We start from the raw sequence: 17,205 nt of genomic DNA, 5'->3' as shown, positions 1-17,205 counted from the left end.
CTGCACTAGCGTCGACCGCACGGTGCCGATATCGATGAGACGGCAAAATTCGTGCCCCTGCCCTCCAGAGAATTCAGAGGAGCCGCACACGTGCGCATCAGCATCGATCGAGACGGCTGTATCGGCAGCGGCCAATGCACGCTGACCGCCCCCGCCCTGTTCGCCCAGGACGACATGGGAATCGTCTACGTGCTGCCCGACGGCGCGGAAGGCACGGAGGACCCATCGGTCCGTGAGGCCGAACTGGCCTGCCCCGTGCAGGCCATCACCGTCGCCGAGGACTGACGTCACGAGGAGAAGCCGAAGCGCATGTCCACGTCTCCCCCCGTTCCGCAGAACGAGCTCGACGCCGAACCGCACGCGATGCACCCGGACCTGATGGCCGATCCGTTCGGTGGCTATGGACGCCTGCGGGAGCGGGCGCCCGTCGTGCACGGACGGTACCTCGACGGCACACCGGCCTGGTTCGTCACCCGCCACGACGACGTCCGCGCGCTGCTGCACGACCGCCGCCTGGTGAACACCCCGGCCTCGGTGCCCGGTGCGACGGGCGACGACCCGCGGCTGAAGATGATGGACATGCTCGCCATCCCCGAGGAGCTGCGTCCCTACCTGCTCGGTTCGATGCTCGACACCGACCCGCCCGAGCACACCCGGCTGCGCAAGCGGGTGCTGCGCGAGTTCACGGCCCGCCGGGTCATGGACATGCGGCCCCGGATCGAGGAGATCGCCGGCCGGCTGCTGGACGCCCTGCCGCGGCACGCCGTCGACGGTGCCACCGACCTCCTCGCGCACTACGCCTATCCGCTGTCGATCCAGGTCATCTGCAAGCTGGTGGGCGTCCCGGAGGCGGACAGCGACAAGTGGCAGCAGTGGGGCGAGGACCTGATCGCCATGCGGCCGGAACGCCTTGCCACCTCGTTCCCCGCGATGATCGAACACACCCACCGGCTGATCGAGAAACGCCGTGCCGACCTCGGCGACGACCTGCTCAGCGGACTCATCCGGGGCCAGGACGCGGCGGAGGCCGGCATCAGCGACATCGAGCTGGTCACCTTCGTGGTGACCCTGGTCCTCGCCGGCCACGAGACGACGGCCCACCTCATCAGCAACGGCACTGCCGCCCTGCTCTCCCACCCCGACCAGCTCGCCCACCTGCGCTCCCACCCCGAAGGGATGCCCGGCGCGGTGCACGAGCTGATGCGCTGGTGCGGGCCGGTCCAGACGAGCAGACTGCGCTACGCCGCCGAGGACCTGGAGATCGCCGGCACCCGGATCCCGCGCGGCGACGCCGTGCTCCTGGTCTTCGTCTCGGCCAACTTCGATCCGCGCCGTTACCCCGACCCGGACCGCCTCGACCTGCTCCGGCACCCCTCCGGCCAGGCCGAGAACCACCTCGGCTTCGGTCACGGGATCCACTACTGCCTGGGCGCCTCCCTCGCAAGGCTCGAAGCCGAGATCGCCTTCGGCTCACTGTTCGACCGCTACCCGGACGTCCGCCTCGCCCTGGAACCGGCCGAACTGGAACGGCGCGAGCGCATGCAGCTGCCCGGGCAATGGCGCCTGACCCGGCTGCCGGTGGTTCTCCGGCCCGACCGTCCCTGAGCCCGGCGACGACGTGGGACTTCGGCCACAGTCCCACCGGAGCCGGTCCTCGGCCGAGGAGGGACGCCGGACGGCTTGGGGAAAAGCGGCTTGCGCACCGGACTGCGCGGGGGAGAACTCTCCGGCTGCACCGCCACCGCGTCGACCGCCGGCCATTCGCGCCCGTCGAGCGGCGTGCCGGGGCTGCTCTTTCGACTCGGGCCGCACGTCCGTCACGCGGCTGCCCGCGCGCAGGACGCGAGCTGGGGGGAAACGTCTTCCGTACGGCGAGCACGGTGCGACCGACGAGGGTACGCAGCACCGGCCGCACCCGCAGGAGCAGGTCCTCGTCGGGGTAGCGGGGCAGGTCGTCGTCCACAGGCACCCGCACCGCTTCCCGCTGCCGACCCCCGTCCGAGCCTCCAAAGGCAGCGGACGGCGAGGGCGGCTGTCATCGGTGATCGACGTGCTGATCGAGGACAGCCAGGATGTCGTCGACCGGACCGAAGGTGATCATGCCGGTCGTTCCGCCGGCGACCTCGCCGCGCAGGGAGGAGAGGGCCCCGCGCGCTTGCGCGGCCAGTGAGGTGTCTTGGAGCAGGGTCGCGCTATGCGCGTTGACGGCCCACAGCGAGTCGTACATGTGGTCGGCAGGAGGTGGGGGCAGGGTGCCGGCGGCGTGGCGAGCCGCCGTGAGGTCGCCCCGCGCGAGGTGCACCAGGGGCTGGGCCCAGGGACGGTACGGGCCCCAGTCGAGACCGGGGTCCGTCGGCGCGGGACGTCCGTGACGCAGGCGGAGTGAGAGCAGCGCAAGCGGGAGGAGGCCGGTTTCCACCCCGGGCATGCCGGCGCCGGCGAGGTCGGTGGCCAGGGCGCGGTAGGCGTGAGCGACCTCGACGGGGTCGTTCGATTCTTCTGCCAGCCGCATGGTCCGGAAAGCGGTGGTGAGGACGTGGACGAGCGGGGTCTCGTGGACGACGGCGAGCTGCTCGGCCGCCATGACGTGGCGTTGTGCGGCCTCGCTCCGGCCGCGGGCCGCGCAGACCTGGATCCTGATCAGATGTCCGAGGATCTCGAACATCGGGAGATCGTGCCGCGCGGAGAGGTCGATGAGTTCGTCGGCGATCAGGTCGCGCTCGCCGGTGCGCCCGGGGCGCTGGAAGGACTGCACGAACCGGGCGTTGAGCGCGAGTGCCAGTACGCCCGGGTCGTGGAGGTCACGGGCCAGTCGTTCGGCTTCGGCGGCGGCTTCGGCGGCCCAGTGGTCTCGGGTTCCGCGATGCTCCGTCCCGAGGGTGGCGAGGAGCCGTGCCCGAAGCGCGGGTGGGGCCCCTGGCCCCAGTCGGTGCAGAGTGCGTCGGGTGGTCGCGACCAGGGCCTGGGATCGTCTGGGATCGTCGGCGCGCGTCCAGATGGTGGGGACGTCGTACGCCGCGATCACACGGGCGGTCAGGGCGGCGTCTCCGGTCCGTTCCGCTTCCGCGGCCGCCGCGGCGCGTTGCTCTTGGGCAAGGACCAGGTTGGTGCCGCCTGTGACCGCGGCGGCCCTGGCCACGGTGCTCATCGAGCGGAGCCGGGTGTAGGTCCCCGTCGCTTCCGTGCGCGTGAGCAGGCGTAGCCGGTCCTCGTCCCGGGGCGTGGGCGCGAGGTGCGGAGCGTGCTGAAGGATGTCACGTTCGAGGTGGTCGAGGCTGCCCGCCGACTCCAGTCCGAACTGACTCAGAAGCCTGGTCCGTGCGTCGCGCAGTGAGGCTAGCGACTCGACCTGGCGGCCGGCTTGGTAGAGAGCACGGGACAGCAGTGCCCAGGCGTGCTCGCGCCAAGGGTGTGTGGTCGCGAACGCTTCCAGCTCCGGAACGAGGGGCGCGCCGCGTCCGAGGTCGAGCACCGCCCGGGCGCGCGACTCGACGGCTCGCCGGTGCAATTCGGTCAGGCGGGCGCGCTCCGGCGCCAGCCAGGATGAGGCGCCGAGGTCTGCGTACGGCTCGCCCCGCCACCACGAGAGTGCGTCGCTCAGCGCGTCGGCCACCTGGGTGCCGGGTGCGTCGCCGGCGGCCCGAAGGGTGTCCTCGAATCGGTGCGCGTCGACCTGTGCCCGGGCAATCCGCAGGGCGTAGCCGGTACCGACGGTCTCGATGACCTGCGAGCGGGTTCGCGGGAGACGGTCCGGTTCCAGGGCGCGGCGCAGCTCGGCGACGAAGGTGCGGACCGTCCCGGCCGCTGTCGGCGGGGGGTCCTCCCAGAGATCATCGATCAGGACGGGAAGCGGGACGGCCCGGCCGTCGGCCGCGACCAGCCGTCCCAGCACCTCGCGGCGGCGTCGGCTGCCAATCGCTACAGGGCGGCCCTCGGTATCCGTGACCTCGATCGGCCCGAGCACGCTGACGAGGATCTCCATGCCCTCATTGTCATCCCGCACCCACTTCGGGCTGCCGCTGCTGATCCCCTGCTGATCCGGCTGCCCGATCCTCCTCTCGTTCGCCGTCCACCCGTGAGCGGCAGACGCTCACGGGTTCGAGCACGAGGAGACGTAGATGAGCATCACCATTCCGGGGTTCACGACCAGGCCGATCGGTGTGACCGACGGCATCGAACTGAACGCGGCGGTCGGTGGGGAAGGACCGGCGCTCGTGCTGCTCCACGGCTTTCCCGAGACCCACCTGATGTGGCGGCATGTCGCTCCCGTCCTGGCCGAGCACCACACCGTGATCTGCCCCGATCTTCGCGGCTACGGCGCCAGCAGCAAGCCGGAAGCAGTCGCCGACGACACTTACTCGAAGCGGACGATGGCCGCGGACATCGTCGCCCTGGCCGGCGCACTCGGGTTCGGCCGGTTCGCGCTGGTCGGGCACGACCGTGGCGCGCACGTTGCCTTCCGGACCGGCCTGGACCACCCGAACCGGGTCACCCACCTGGGGATCCTGGACATCGTTCCCACACTGGACACCTGGAAGGTCCTGCACGGAGTCAGCGCGGCGGTGGGCTTCCACCTCTATCTGATGGCCCAGCCGCCCGGCCTGCCGGAGCAGATGATCGCGGGCAGCGCCGACGCGTTCTTCGGCCACTTCCTCGACACCTGGTCCACCGGTTCCGACGCGATCCCGGCGGACGTGCGCGCCGAATACCTTCGTGCGTGCCGGAATGCCGTTGCGTCGATCGTCGCCGACTTTCGCGCCACCGCGACCGTCGACATCGAACATGACCAGGCCGACCACGACGCCGGTAACCGGCTCACCATGCCGGTGACGGTCGTCCAGCAGGACTGGGGCCGGCAATTGGGGTTCGACGCCGCGGCGACCTGGCGGCCGTGGGCCACCGACCTCCGGCACTTCACCACCCGGGCGGGGCACTTCATGGCCGAGGAGGCTCCGGAGGACGTCGCCACGCTGATCCTGAATCTGCTGAAGCGATGAGATGCGGCAGACGGGCGGTGTCGGCCGAGTAGCCGGATGACCCCTGTTCGCGCTCATGCTCCGCTTCCCACGGCACCGTCACCACCAGCGGTGCTCGCCGCGCACCCCTGACCGCGCGTCTTGCCGTGACGGTGCCGTGGGACGCCGGACGGCTCAGCCGAACAGGGCGTTGTCCACGTCGCTCTGCCAGTAGGTGACGTAGTTGGAACTGTTGAAGTACACGCCCCCGTTGGGCAGCTTCAGCGTCTTGCCCTCACCGATCGAGCCGTTCAGCTGCCTGTTGGAGAACGACACGCCCAGGGTCTTGGCGGTGTGGCCCTCGTAGCCGTCGGGCGTGTACGTCCCGATGCCGGCGTACGCGGACTCTCCGGGAGCCAGCGTCACCACGGCCTGAGGCCGGCTGGACTCCAGCCACGGGACGGCGGCCTGGGCCCCGGCGCCGGCGGCCAGGAAGGGCGCGCCGTAGGCGTTGCAGGGCTTGGTGCCGGTGTTGGTGGCCGTGAGCAACAGGTGGTTTATGGGGCGGGGGACATCTTTGACCGTCAGCTTCGTGTTCTCCGTCGTGCAGTCGACGATCGAAGCGGCCTTCTTCGGGGTGGCGGCGGAGGCCGTCTGGCCCGCGGTCTGGACAGCGGCGAGCGAGAGGGCTGCGGCCACGACCATGGACGAGGCGGCCGCGCGGCCGGTGAAGCGGTTGGCGATACGCATGAGAAGACTGCTTTCTGTGATGTTCCGAAAAGTGAACTTCTGGTCCTGGCCGACGGTCGGTCGTGCCGTGGTGCGCCATGCCGGCCGGCGGTGCCGCTGCCCGGCCGGACGCCGGGACGCTGCCGTGCGACGGCCCCGTCCCAAGGCCGACTTCGTGCCAATTCCAGAGGACTCCACAGCGCCGTCGCCGGGTGACCGGGACGGCGTGCTTGGATGATCAAAGCCTGGACCACGCTCCGTCCCATCCGCCATTGCGGACGGGCACTTCGGCACACTGGGATGTGGGAACTGGCTGTGACCTGGGGGAACGTTCCCTTCGTGGGATGCCGAACGAGATGGAGGACTGGTGGGGGCGGCTGAGGAGACAGCTGATTTCGCGGCACTGCTGCGGGAGTTGAAGCAACGTTCCGGGCTGAGCTACGAAGCACTGGCGAAGCGGGCGCACATGAGTACCTCGACCCTGCACCGCTACTGCCGGGGGGAAGGGGTGCCGGCCGACTACGCGTCCCTCTCGCGTTTCGCTCGGGTGTGCAAGGCGACTCCGGAGGAAGTGGTCGAGCTGCACCGGCGTTGGGTCATCGCGGATGCGGCGCGGGAACACGCCCGGCGAACCGCGGCGGCGGTGGCCGCCGTTCAGGATCGTGTGCCCGAACCCGGCTCTGCATCTGCCGCACCCCCCGCGGAGCCTGAGCGTGCGCCGGAAACCGCGGCCGAACCCGCAGCGGGACCGCCGGCCGGCCCCGAGCCGGCTGTCGTGCCCGCGACCGAGCCCGTGCCCGGGGGCCTGTCCGAACCCGGTTCCGAGTTACCACCGCACGCAGGGGCGCGCGCCCGGCGACCGATGTCGCATCGCCTCGGCTTCCGCAAGCGGCCGGCCCTGGTCGCCGCGAGCTCCCTGGCCGTCGTCACCCTGTCGGCGGTGCTCGTCGTGAACCTGGGAGGTGGCGACTTTCCGGACGACCGGCCGTCGGGCGCCTCGCACACCCGGTCCGCCGCGTCCCGGGCGTCGCACGGGCCTGCAGTTGCGTCCCCGTCGTCGTCCCCCTCCGCACGGCCAAGTCGCTCCTCCGCCTCGCAGACGCCGAAAGCGCGGCCGTCGACGTCGGTGAGCGGCGGTGCCACGGTGGCCCCGGACCGGGCCGAGAACACCACCCCGGACCGCGGACCCGCGCCACTGACGGTGAGCGTCCGCGCCCACGCCTGGAAGAGCCCTTGCGACGCTTCCTACCTGGTCGACCGGCCCCCCACCGAGGTTCCGCAGCCGCCGCTGGCGCAGGACGCCCAGGGCTGGGCGGGCGAAGTCGGCGCCGTCCCGGCCGGCGAGCAGCGCGTGGCGTTGACCGTCCAGGGCACCGGGGAGCAGGCCGTGGTCATCGAGTCGCTGTACGTCCGGGTGGTCGACTCCGAAGCGCCGTTGGCCTGGAACGCGTACGACATGGGCGATGGCTGCGGCGGAGGTGTGGCGACAAGGCCGTTCGGGGTGGACCTCGACGCCGCACGGCCCACCGTGGTCCCGAGGAAAGGCCAGCGCGGCTTCCCCTACAGCGTCAGCCGATCCGACCCCGAAGTGCTCTCCATCACCGCTCACACCGGCTCCCGCTACGTGAGGTGGTATCTGGAGCTGCAATGGTCCAGCGGCGGCCGCCAGGGAACGATGCAGATAAGCGACCAGAGCGAGCCCTTCCGTACCAGCGCCATGACCGGCCGCCCGCGCTACGGATACCCGATCGGCGGCACCGCGTGGTTCAAACGGGAGGAATGAACCCTACGGCGGCATGAGCACCCGTGCCGGATGTCGCGACCGAGCAGTCGCGGGAACCGACAGCATCGCCCTGCGGCTTCCCGGGTTCGGTGAGCCGGTGCCGTCGCGATGCGCCCGCCGCACGGAGGACTACCTCGCGTGGCTGGCCGGCACACTGCGGCAACCGCCCGGTCCCGTCGACCTGGTGGGACATGACCGGGGTGCTCTGCTGACCTGCCGGATCGTCACGGCTTACGACGTTTCGCTGCGCGGCTGGATCACCGGCTGCGCGAGCAGCCTCCACCCGGGCCATGTCTGGCACGACGTCGCACGGACCTGGCAGACACCTGGTGAGGGAGAGGCGTTCAACGAGACTCGGCCTGGTTCACCGGTTCCTGACGTGCCCCGGACGTCCCGACCGTGCCGGCCCGAACCCGTCGTCACCGGCCCACGGGATCACCGTCGGCACCGTCGCCGCGGCTGCGCAGTGTCATGTGGCCGCCGTGGTGCAGCGGAGTACCCGGCCGCAGACGGGTCACCTCGCGCCCCGTCTCCGCGTCGACGAGGTGCACCTCGCCGTGGCCGCCCCGGCTGACGGCGATCCAGTCGGAGCCCGGTGAGGCGGCCACCGCCCGGCGCTGGACGCCCTCCCAGGGGGTGCCGCCGCGACGCGGAGCGCCCTCCATGGCCGGCAGGGGAATCCGGCGGACGGCGCCGTCGGTGCCCAGGAGGACCAGTTCGTCGCCGTCGGGGTGGATGCGGGTGAAGGCGGTGTGGCGCCGGGCGAGGGCCAGCCGGAAGACGAGTCCGGGGCCGAGTTCCGTGTGGAGCGTGCGGCCGGTCTCCAGGTCGTGCTGCCAGGCCTGGTTGGTCCATTCCGGCCAGCGCAGCGGGTCCGGGTCGCCGCCGCGCAGCGTGCTCCACAGCGCCCTCCGGCGGGTATCGAGCCGGAGGTACCAGCCGCGGCCGGGCGACTCCCAGGGGATGACGTCCTCGTCGACGAGGACGTCACCCTTCCTCCGGGCCCGGTGAACTCCCTCGCCCGTGGCCGCGAACACGTCTCCCGTGCCGGGGACTTGCGCGTCCCCGTGCCCGTCGTCCGGCAGCGGCAGGACCGCGTGCGGTGTGACCGGGGGACAGCCGGGCGGAGCCGCGAGGAGGCCGGCGAACCGGTGGACGGCCAGCTCCCCGGGCTCTCGGTGCCGGAGCACGACCAGCGGATCGTCGCCGCCCAGCACCGTCACGCCCGGTTCGCCGACGCGGGTGCGCACCCGCGCCATGTCTCCGGTGCCCAGGTCGAGCACGGTCAGCAGGTCCGACCACGGTTCGGCGTTCTCGCCCAGTCCGGTGGTGACGGCCAGGCGGCGACCGGACGGGTCGCAGGCGAGGTGCTCGGCCGGCACGGCGACCGGGACCGCGCGTTCCACGAGCTTCTCGGCGAACGGATCGAGTACCAGCAGCTCCCCTCGACGGTCGTCGACGCAGGCCACCCGCCCGCCCGGCAGCGCCAGGAACCCGGCGTGCTCGGAGAGGTGACGGCCGGTCAGGCTTCCCACGACGGCGCCGTCCGGCACGGTCAGCACATGGACGGATCCGTCCACGTGGTCGGAGACGAGCAGCACGGGTGTGTCAGCGGGCATGGGTCCTCCAGAAACCGGCCTGGTGAAAACGATTATCATGTATCTTCGGTGTGTTCCCGGTATCTGCGAAAGAGCGAGGGCATCGATGCTGCGCGCACCGTCGAGATTCGTCCGTGGTTGGATCACCGCAGCGGTGGTGGGTTCCGTTCTGGCCGGCTGCGGCTCGTCGTCCGGAGAACCCGCGAGTGGCAAGGCCAGGCCGGCGGCGAAGACGGACGTCACCGTCGAACCCATCAAGGCGTCCACGGAGTTGACCGACACCAAGGGCGTCAAGGTCTCTCTGAAGAAGGAACCCGAGCGGATCGTCTGCCTGTTCGCACTCTGCGACGACATCCTGACCGAACTGGGCATCGTCCCGACGGCCACCAACAGCGCGTTGCTCGCCCACCCGGACTTCCTGGGGGAGGAGAAGGCCAAGCAGGTCGACGTCATTCCCGGCGGATTCATCGCCCCGGAGGTGGAGGCGATCCTCTCCCACAAGCCCGACCTCGTGATCGGCCTGGGAGACACGCACGGCAAGCTCGCCCCGGCGCTCAAGGGCGCCACGACGTTCTGGGCCATGCAGCCCGAGTCGTGGGAGGACAGTGTGGGGTACCTGCGTGACCTCGCCGCGCTCACCGGGCGCACCGCCGAGGGCGAGAAGGCCGAGAAGACCTTCCGGACCAAACTCGCCGCAGCCGAGAAGGCTCCCAGCGACAAGACCGCTCTCATCATCTACGGCAGTGACGAGAACTTCGGCGTCGCGACCCCGGAGACCGACGTGGCCGCCGGACTCTTCCCCAAGATCGCCGATTACCCGTGGAAGTCCCGTGGTGTGGAGGGCAGTTACAGCCTCGAAGAGATCCTCGCCCAGGACGTCGATGTGCTGTTCGTCGAGACGCTCGGCTTCGGCGACGCGGACGGCAGGCTGTCGGAGAAGCTGGCCGAGAACCCCCTCTGGGGCAAGATCCCGGCGGTGAAGAACGGCGACGTCCACGAGGTGAACTCGGAAGTGTGGGCCAAGGGCCGCGGCACCCGCTCACTCGGCATCGTCCTCGACGAGGCCACGGCCGCCCTGCGGTGAGGGCGCCCCTGTCGGCACCCGTCACGTCGGGCGGACAACGGGCGCCGCGCGCCGCGCGGAGGGGGCAGCCCCTCCTGGTGGTCGTCCTGCTGGCCGTCTCCTCGGTCTGCGCGCTCAGTCTCGGCACCCCCTACGTCCCACCGCACCGGCTGGTCGCCGCGGTGCTGGACGGGGACACCACGCTCGCCGGGATCGTCGTCACCGAACTCCGCGTGCCCCGCCTGGTGCTGGCGCTCGTCGCCGGAGCCTGTCTGGGTGCGGCCGGGCTGGTGCTCCAGGAGGCGCTGCGCAATCCCCTGGCGGTGCCCGAGATGCTGGGCGTGTCGTCCGGTGCCGCGCTGGGAGTGGCCGCGCCGCTGGTGCTGAGCCTGTCGCTGCCCGCCGCCGTCCAGCCGATGCTGGCCATCGGCGGGGCCGCGCTCGGCGGCGGGCTCACGCTCCTGGCCGCCGGGCTCGGCCGCAGTCCGTCCGCCGTGCTGCTGACCGGCGCCGCGGTGGCAGCCGCGTTGCAGGCCGCGCTGCTCGTCCTGATGGTCATGGCCGACCAGTTGGACCTCCAGCTCATCTACCGTTACCTGCTCGGCTCCCTGTCCGCCCGGACCTGGGACGACGTGGCGGGTCTGTGGCCGTGGCTGCTGGTCGCGGCCCCCGCGCTCGTGCTGTGCGCGCCGGTGCTGTCGGTGATGCGGCTGGGCGACGAGGACGCCGAGGCGCTGGGTGTGCGCGCGCAGCGCGCCCGGCTGGCGGCACTGGCCATCGCGGTGGTGCTGATCGCCCCGGTGACGGCCGTGTGCGGGCCTGTCGCGTGGGTGGGCTTCCTCGCCCCGCACCTGGCCCGGTGGTTCGACCCCGCGGCGGGGGCGGTGCGCCGGCTTCCGTGGTCCGCCGCCTGGGGTGCGGCCGTCGTGACGGTCGCCGATGTCCCGGCCCGGCTGGCGCTGGCGCCCGTGGAGACGCCGGCCGGTGCGTGGACGGCCCTGCTGGGGGTGCCGGCCGGGGTCGCGCTGATGCGGTCGGGCGGTCGCGGCCGGGCGGCCCGGCGCCGGTCTGCCGCCTCGGCCGCGGTGCGCGAGCCGCTGCCCGGACCGAGGAAGGCGGCTTCCGGTGCCGAGGACGACATCCCTCGTGCCGGCACGTCGCACGACGTCGGCGCAGACGCGCCCGGGCACGACGGGTTCGACGACGGCCGCCCGCCCCCTTCCGGGGCGACCAGAACGGAGGACGTACGGTGACCCGGCGATTCACGGCTCTCGCGGCACTGGCCATCGTGTGCGCCGGCGTGGAACTGGTGGCCGGGCGCGGCATGTCCCCGGGCGTGGCCTGGGACGTCCTGAACGGCGGCGGTGACGCGACGGAGCGTCACATCCTGTTCCAACTGCGCCTGCCCAGGCTGCTGGTGGCGCTCGTCGCCGGTGCCTGTCTCGCCGTCGCGGGGCTGGTCCTGCAGTCCGCCCTGCGCAATCCCCTCGCCGGGCCGGAGGTGACGGGCGTGACCCCGGGGGCGGTGCTCGGAGCCGTCACCGCTACCGCCCTGGGTCTCGCCGGGTGGGACTCGCCCCTGGCCGTGGTCCTCGCCGCGTGCGCGGGCGGGTGCGCCGGAGCCGCGCTGCTGTGGCTGCTCGCCGGCCGCGGACACGGTGACCCCGCGCAGACCGCCGTGCACGGGGTGCTGGTGTCGGCGGTGCTCGGCGGACTCACCGCCATGGTGCTCCTCGTGGAGCCGGGCGAACTCGGCAGTGTCGTGCAGTGGTTGGTGGGCACCACGGAGGGCCGGGTGTGGCAGCACTGGCACCTGCTGTGGCCGTGGGCCCTCGTCTGGGGGGTCGCGGCCTGGTTGCTGGCCGGGCCGTTGACCCTGCTGCGTTGCGGGGACGACATCGCCTTGGCGGCCGGCCTCTCGGCCCGCCCGGCCCGGACCCTGGCCCTGCTGTGCGCGGTGGCGCTGACGGCGGGCGCGGTGGCCGCCGTCGGGGCGCTGGGCTTCGTGGGACTGCTCGTTCCGCACCTGGCCGTGGCCGTCTTCGGTGCGGACCTGCGGGTGAGCCTGCCCGGCGCCGCCCTGGTGGGCGCGGTGGTGGTGTGCGGGGCGGACGCGGCGGCGCAGCTGTCCTCGCGGCTGCTGGCGGGGGCGCTGGACTCCGGACGGCTCACGCTGCCGGTCGGGGCGCTCACCGCCTGCCTCGGCGCCGTGTTGCTGCTGGTCGTCGTGCGCCGCACGCCGAGCCGTACGTTCTGACGTCGAATCGAGGACAGAGCATGACCGAGTCCGTGGGGATCCACGTCGAGGGGGTCCACTTCGGCTATCCCGGGCGACCTGTACTGCGGGGCGTCGACCTGACCGTCCGGGCGGGTGAACTGACCGCCCTCATCGGGCTGAACGGGTGCGGTAAGTCGACCCTGCTGCAGCTGGCCGCCGGGCTGCTGCAACCGGACGAAGGGCGCGTTCGCCTCGGAGGGGACGACCTCGCCCGGCTGTCCCGGCGCGCCACGGCCCGGAGGGTGGCCCTGCTGCACCAGTCCGCTCCGGCCGTCCCGGGCATGACGGTGCGTCACCTCGTCCGCCAGGGGCGGTACGCGGCGCGCGGACCGCTGGGCATGCTGCGCGAGGGCGACGACCCCGTCGTGCACCGGGCGCTGCGGGACGTCGGGGTGGAGGAGTGGGCCGACCGTGACGTCGACGCGCTGTCCGGAGGCGAGCGGCAGCGGGTCCGGCTCGCGATGGCGCTCGCCCAGGACACGCGCGTCCTGCTGCTCGACGAGCCGACCACCTACCTGGATCTGCACCACCAGCTCGACGTGCTGCAGACGGTGGTCCGCCTGCGCCGCGAGCGTGGGCTCACCGTGGTGATGGTGCTGCACGACCTGGCCCACGCGGCCCGGTTCGCCGAACGCGTCGTCGCCCTGCGCGACGGCCGTGTGGTGGCCGACGGAGCACCGGGCGAGGTGGTGACCCCGGGTTTGCTGGCGGACGTGCTGAAGGTGGCGGGACGGGTCGGCCGGGACCCCGAGGGAGGCTGGCCGGTGTGTTACCCAGATCACCCCCTCCCAGCTCTAGAATATGAAAATCGAATTCATTAACGTGGCGTCACGGCGCTCGCACGAACGCCGTAACTCCCGGATGTACAAGGAGAGTTCATGGACAACGAGCAGATCTTCACGCCGATCGCCGACCAGGGTCAGCTGGCCCACGCCTCGGCCTCCCACTCCAACGCGCTCGTCGAGAACCCCTTCGACGACAACGAGGAGTAAGCGAGGGTCCAGCCACCCTCGACCGTGGGCCCGCCCGTTGCCTTCCGGGCGGGCCCACGCCCATCCCCACCTCTCGTCAGGAGGATCGCCGTGTCCCGCAGCCGACTCGTCCCCGGTGTCGAGGTCGTCGCCGTGCCCGGGCGAGGGCTCGCCGTCCGGACCCAGGAAGGGGAGTTCTTCAGTGTCAGGACAGGGAGTGCCGACGAGGACGCTCTGCTCTCCCGGCTCACCGGCGGGACAACCGGCCCGGTGGGCGGGGGACTCGACCGTGTGGTGCGGGCGTTCGAGGAGGCAGGCTATCTGGGGGAAGGGCCGCAGGACTCACAGTGGCCCGCCGCTCGCCGGGACATCCGGATCCTCGGCGACCCGGCACTGACCGAACCGCTCGCCGCGCAGCTGGCCGCCCTGGGCGCCCGGCCTCTCACGCCCGAGGCCGTCACCGCCTCGGGCGGAACACCGGTGGGCGTCGAGGGCCTGCTCGACGGAGACCCCTCCGCGGTCGTGTGGTGCCTCGACGGACCCGTGCCGGACGGGCTGTGGGACGCCGCCGACACCCTGCCCGACCGCGGCGTCGCGTGGCTGCGCTGCCACCGCGAGGGCTGGCAGGCGTACGTCGAGCCGGTGGCCGCCGCTCCCGGAGACGTCACCTCGGCACACGTCCGATCCCGTCGGCTCGCCGCCACCCCCGCCCACCGCGAACTGGCCGCGTACTGGAGCGGACCTCGCACCTCCGGCGCGCCGGTCCGGCTCGCCCCGCCCGCCGCCACGCTGCTCGCGGCGCTGCTCGCGGACGATCTCCGCCGGTGGGCCACCGGCGCCTCGCACACGGCCGGCCTCCCGGCCCGTCGCCGGCTCCGCCGCGTGGACCTGCGCACGCTGACGGTCACCGAGCACCCCGTCCTCCCGGTGCCCGACGTGGCACCGATGCCGGAGAAGGACGGATGACGGCGTTCGACGCGACCGTGGAGGAACTCGCCACCGACGTGCTCCTCCCGGCCGGCCACGGTCCCTTCCCGGCCGTCCTGGTGCGCACTCCCTATGACCGGACGCGGCACCGGGCCGAGGCGCGCGGCTGGGCCCGCCGCGGATTCGCCGCCGTCGTCCAGGACGTGCGCGGCCGGTTCGCGTCACCGGGGGAGTGGCACCCCTACGCGAACGAAACCGCCGACGGCGCGGCGGCCGTCCGCTGGATCCGGCGGCAGCCGTGGAGCGACGGCCGGCTGGTGGCCGTCGGCGCCTCCTACGCGGCCCACTGCGCCCTCGTCCTCGCCCTCGACGTGCCCGAGGACGCCCGGCCCGACGCCGTCCTCGCGGCCGTACCCGCCCTCGGCCTGGCGGAGACGGCACGCGAGGCGTCCGGCGTGGAGCGGCTGCTGTCCCGCGCCGGGTGGTGGGCCGCCCACGGTGACCGACCGGACTCGGACGAGAGCGCGCTGGACAAGGCCCTCACGACGGACCCCGGTCTCCTCACCCACCTGCCGCTCACCGGCCTCCCCGAACGGCTGGGCCGCGGGCTGCCCTCCTGGGCGGGCCTGTGGCGGCACCGCGACCGCGGACGCCTGATCACGCGGGCGGCGCACGCCACCGTGCCGTTGCTCGCGGTGGGCGGCCACCACGACCACTTCACCGAGGACACCGTCGCACTGTGGCACGCCTGGGGCGGACCCTCGGCGCGGCTGCTGCTGGGCCCCTGGGGCCACGGCCTCGGTTCCACACCCGGCCCCGACGCCGGCCCTGCCCACCGGGTGAACCTCGGCGAGTTGTACGTGCGCTGGACCCGCCGCGCCCTGGCCGGCGAACCGGCCCCCGGCCGCCATGGCGCACAGGCGCTGGGCGGGTCCGATCTGTGGCTGCCCGCCGGCAGGGAAGGCGAACCGCGCACCCGACGGCCGCGGCTGCTGCGCGGGGCCGCGTTCACCGCCGATCCCGGCCGGCCCGTCCGCTCCGACGACCTGACCGTCCCCACCGACGGCCTGCCCGACCGCTGCCTGATGGTCACCCCGCCGCTCCCGCGTCCGCTCGACGTGGTCGGCCCCGTGAGCGTGCACCTGCGGGCCACGGCCCACACACCGTCCGCCGACTGGGCCGCCCGGCTGGTCGCCCTCACACCGGAAGGGGCCGCCGTAAGACTCGCCGTCGGAATCGTCCGGCGTGAGGAACGGGCGGGCCGCCAGGCCGCGTTCACCGTCGGCCTCGGCCGGATCGCGCGTCGGCTGAGCGCCGGCACCCGGCTGCGCCTGGAGATCGCCGGGCACCATTTCCCGGCCCACGCCCGCAACCCGCACACCGGGGAGGACCCGGTGACGGCCGGTCGGCTGCACGCCTCCCGGCGCGAGATCGATCAGGACAGCGTGGTGCTGAGCCTGCCCGTGCTCCCGTCCCGCCCCACCCCCGTCGACCTCGCGGAGGAGATCCTGAGATGACGACGCTGCCGCTGGAAGCCCTCGTCGACCCCCTGTGCGGCATCGTCCGCAAGGTCGAGCCCGTCGCGCACCCCACGGGCGCCCCGCCCCGCTACACCGCGCTCACGGCCGAGATATCCGACGCCCGCAGACACGGCCTGTGGCCCGCCGACCGGGTCTCCCTCGGCACCACCTTCGGCGACCCCGGCCAAGCCCGTGTCGCCGCGATAGCCGAGGGGGTGGAGCGATACTGCGGCAACCGCGTCCCGCCGCCCGGCCACCCCGAAGCCCCCGTGCGGGCCACCGCCACCGAACTGGCAGACAAGGGCCTGCGGCTCTACGGCCCGGGGGACCTGCCCGCGTACGCCGACTGGCAGTACGCCCGGGAGACGTTCCCCTACCGCCCCCTCACCCCCGACACCCCGGCCCTGTGGACGCGCGGCACCGAACTGCTGCCCGGCGCACGGACGGCGGAGGTCTGGGCCCCCGTCGCGCTCACCCACCTCAACTGGCGCCAGGGCGAACTGCGCGAGCTGCCCCGCACCCACCACCTCAACTACGCCGGGATCGCCACCGGGCAGGGTCTCGACGACGCCGTCGAACGCGGCCTGCTGGAGATCGTCGAACGCGACGCCCTGGAACTGTGGTGGCATCTGGACGGCCCGGCCCGCGGCATCGACCCGGCGAGCGTGCCCGGCCTCGCCGACGACCTCGCCGGTTGCGCGTTCGACGTCCACATCGTCGAGATGTACTCGGAGTTCGCCCCCTGCATGGCCGCGCTCGTGCACGACCCGCGCCTCGGCCTGTACGCAGCCGGGTTCGCCTGCAAGTACGACCCGGCCGAAGCCGCCCGCAAGGCCGTCCTGGAAGCCGTCCACACCTGGGTCTTCACCCAGGGCCTGACCGGCTCCGGCGGCTGGGTGTTCCAGGCCGTGGAGGCCGGGCTGCTCGCCCGCGGGCTGTACCTGGACCACCGGGCCGACGGCCGCTATCTCGACGTGTGCGGCGAGCAGTTCGAGCACGTGAGAGACCTGGGCGCCCATGTGCAGGTGTGGCTGGACGAGAGAATGGCCGCCGAGGCCAGGCGGTTCACCGAGCCGGCGCTCGGGACCGTGTCCCTCGACGAGGTCGAACGCGGCAGCCGGCAGCGGCTGGACAGCACGCTGCACGCGGGCGGCCACCGTGTCATGACCTTCGACCTCACCACGGAGGACGTGGCCGAGACACCCCTGCGCGTCGCCCGCGTGCTCGTCTCCGGGCTGCTGCCCAACGCCCCGGCCGCCTTCGGCTACTTCGGTTGCCCGCGCCTCGCCGAGGCCGCCGTCGCCCGAGGGTGGCGCACGAGCCCGCCGAGCGCGCCGGAGGACTTCACGCTGGCGCCTCCGCCGCACATGTGAGGGCCGCA

At 72.8% G+C, this 17,205-nt stretch carries 15 protein-coding genes and 1 pseudogene; 13 read left to right on the top strand and 3 right to left on the bottom strand.

Going from position 1 to position 17,205, the window contains the following annotated elements; genetic code table 11:
• The first annotated feature begins 90 nt into the window (after positions 1-90).
• The gene (locus ACIQHQ_RS10900) at positions 91-285 is read left to right on the top strand and encodes a ferredoxin (RefSeq protein ID WP_402611533.1); all 195 of its coding nucleotides are present in this window, start codon (positions 91-93) and stop codon (positions 283-285) included.
• A gap of 24 nt (positions 286-309) precedes the next feature.
• Positions 310-1,605: a cytochrome P450 gene (locus ACIQHQ_RS10895; RefSeq protein ID WP_402611532.1), complete on the top strand. Its 1,296-nt coding sequence runs from the start codon at positions 310-312 to the stop codon at positions 1,603-1,605.
• 430 nt (positions 1,606-2,035) lie between these two features.
• Here ACIQHQ_RS10895 and ACIQHQ_RS10890 read toward each other — a convergent pair whose 3' ends face one another.
• Positions 2,036-3,982, bottom strand: a complete 1,947-nt coding sequence (locus ACIQHQ_RS10890) for a BTAD domain-containing putative transcriptional regulator (protein WP_402611531.1) — start codon at positions 3,980-3,982, stop codon at positions 2,036-2,038.
• A 136-nt stretch (positions 3,983-4,118) separates the two neighbouring features.
• Here ACIQHQ_RS10890 and ACIQHQ_RS10885 point away from each other — a divergent pair, with 136 nt between their 5' ends.
• Complete coding sequence (locus tag ACIQHQ_RS10885; RefSeq protein ID WP_402611530.1) at positions 4,119-4,997, top strand: alpha/beta fold hydrolase; 879 nt, start codon at positions 4,119-4,121, stop codon at positions 4,995-4,997.
• Between the two features lie 153 nt (positions 4,998-5,150).
• On the opposite strand, the gene ACIQHQ_RS10880 is transcribed toward ACIQHQ_RS10885, so the two are convergent.
• Positions 5,151-5,705, bottom strand: a complete 555-nt coding sequence (locus ACIQHQ_RS10880) for a DUF4232 domain-containing protein (protein WP_402611529.1) — start codon at positions 5,703-5,705, stop codon at positions 5,151-5,153.
• A 346-nt stretch (positions 5,706-6,051) separates the two neighbouring features.
• On the opposite strand from ACIQHQ_RS10880, the pseudogene ACIQHQ_RS10875 reads away from it, so the two are divergent.
• A pseudogene (locus ACIQHQ_RS10875) lies at positions 6,052-6,255 on the top strand (helix-turn-helix domain-containing protein); the annotation flags it as partial.
• A 291-nt stretch (positions 6,256-6,546) separates the two neighbouring features.
• A complete protein-coding gene (locus ACIQHQ_RS10870) occupies positions 6,547-7,467 on the top strand; it encodes a hypothetical protein (protein WP_402611653.1) in 921 nt (306 codons plus the stop codon).
• A 419-nt stretch (positions 7,468-7,886) separates the two neighbouring features.
• On the opposite strand, the gene ACIQHQ_RS10865 is transcribed toward ACIQHQ_RS10870, so the two are convergent.
• Entirely contained in the window at positions 7,887-9,086 is a 1,200-nt protein-coding gene (locus ACIQHQ_RS10865) for a hypothetical protein (protein WP_402611528.1), read from the bottom strand.
• A gap of 85 nt (positions 9,087-9,171) precedes the next feature.
• Here ACIQHQ_RS10865 and ACIQHQ_RS10860 point away from each other — a divergent pair, with 85 nt between their 5' ends.
• The 8 genes from ACIQHQ_RS10860 (at position 9,172) to ACIQHQ_RS10825 (ending at position 17,197) form a co-directional block, all read left to right on the top strand.
• On the top strand, positions 9,172-10,149 hold the full coding sequence (locus tag ACIQHQ_RS10860) for an ABC transporter substrate-binding protein (RefSeq protein ID WP_402611527.1): 978 nt from the start codon (positions 9,172-9,174) through the stop codon (positions 10,147-10,149).
• A gap of 77 nt (positions 10,150-10,226) precedes the next feature.
• A complete protein-coding gene (locus tag ACIQHQ_RS10855; RefSeq protein ID WP_402611526.1) occupies positions 10,227-11,381 on the top strand; it encodes a FecCD family ABC transporter permease in 1,155 nt (384 codons plus the stop codon).
• Positions 11,378-12,385 (top strand): FecCD family ABC transporter permease, encoded by a 1,008-nt coding sequence (locus tag ACIQHQ_RS10850; RefSeq protein WP_402611525.1) that lies wholly within the window; start codon positions 11,378-11,380, stop codon positions 12,383-12,385. Before ACIQHQ_RS10855 ends, ACIQHQ_RS10850 begins: the two co-directional genes overlap by 4 nt.
• A gap of 20 nt (positions 12,386-12,405) precedes the next feature.
• On the top strand, positions 12,406-13,227 hold the full coding sequence (locus ACIQHQ_RS10845) for an ABC transporter ATP-binding protein (protein ID WP_402611524.1): 822 nt from the start codon (positions 12,406-12,408) through the stop codon (positions 13,225-13,227).
• Positions 13,228-13,284: 57 nt separating this feature from the next.
• Complete coding sequence (amiA, locus tag ACIQHQ_RS10840; protein WP_240797855.1) at positions 13,285-13,398, top strand: streptamidine family RiPP; 114 nt, start codon at positions 13,285-13,287, stop codon at positions 13,396-13,398.
• A gap of 90 nt (positions 13,399-13,488) precedes the next feature.
• Entirely contained in the window at positions 13,489-14,343 is an 855-nt protein-coding gene (locus ACIQHQ_RS10835; RefSeq protein ID WP_402611522.1) for a hypothetical protein, read from the top strand.
• A complete protein-coding gene (locus ACIQHQ_RS10830) occupies positions 14,340-15,821 on the top strand; it encodes a CocE/NonD family hydrolase (protein WP_402611521.1) in 1,482 nt (493 codons plus the stop codon). The genes ACIQHQ_RS10835 and ACIQHQ_RS10830 overlap by 4 nt, the downstream gene beginning before the upstream one ends.
• Positions 15,818-17,197: a YcaO-like family protein gene (locus tag ACIQHQ_RS10825; RefSeq protein ID WP_402611520.1), complete on the top strand. Its 1,380-nt coding sequence runs from the start codon at positions 15,818-15,820 to the stop codon at positions 17,195-17,197. Before ACIQHQ_RS10830 ends, ACIQHQ_RS10825 begins: the two co-directional genes overlap by 4 nt.
• Positions 17,198-17,205 lie beyond the last annotated feature (8 nt).

Source organism: Streptomyces sp. NPDC092370, from assembly GCF_044755265.1.
Lineage (GTDB): Bacteria > Actinomycetota > Actinomycetes > Streptomycetales > Streptomycetaceae > Streptomyces.
The sequence above is the reverse complement of the archived record's forward strand: the minus strand, read 5'-3'. Positions and strand labels throughout refer to the sequence as shown.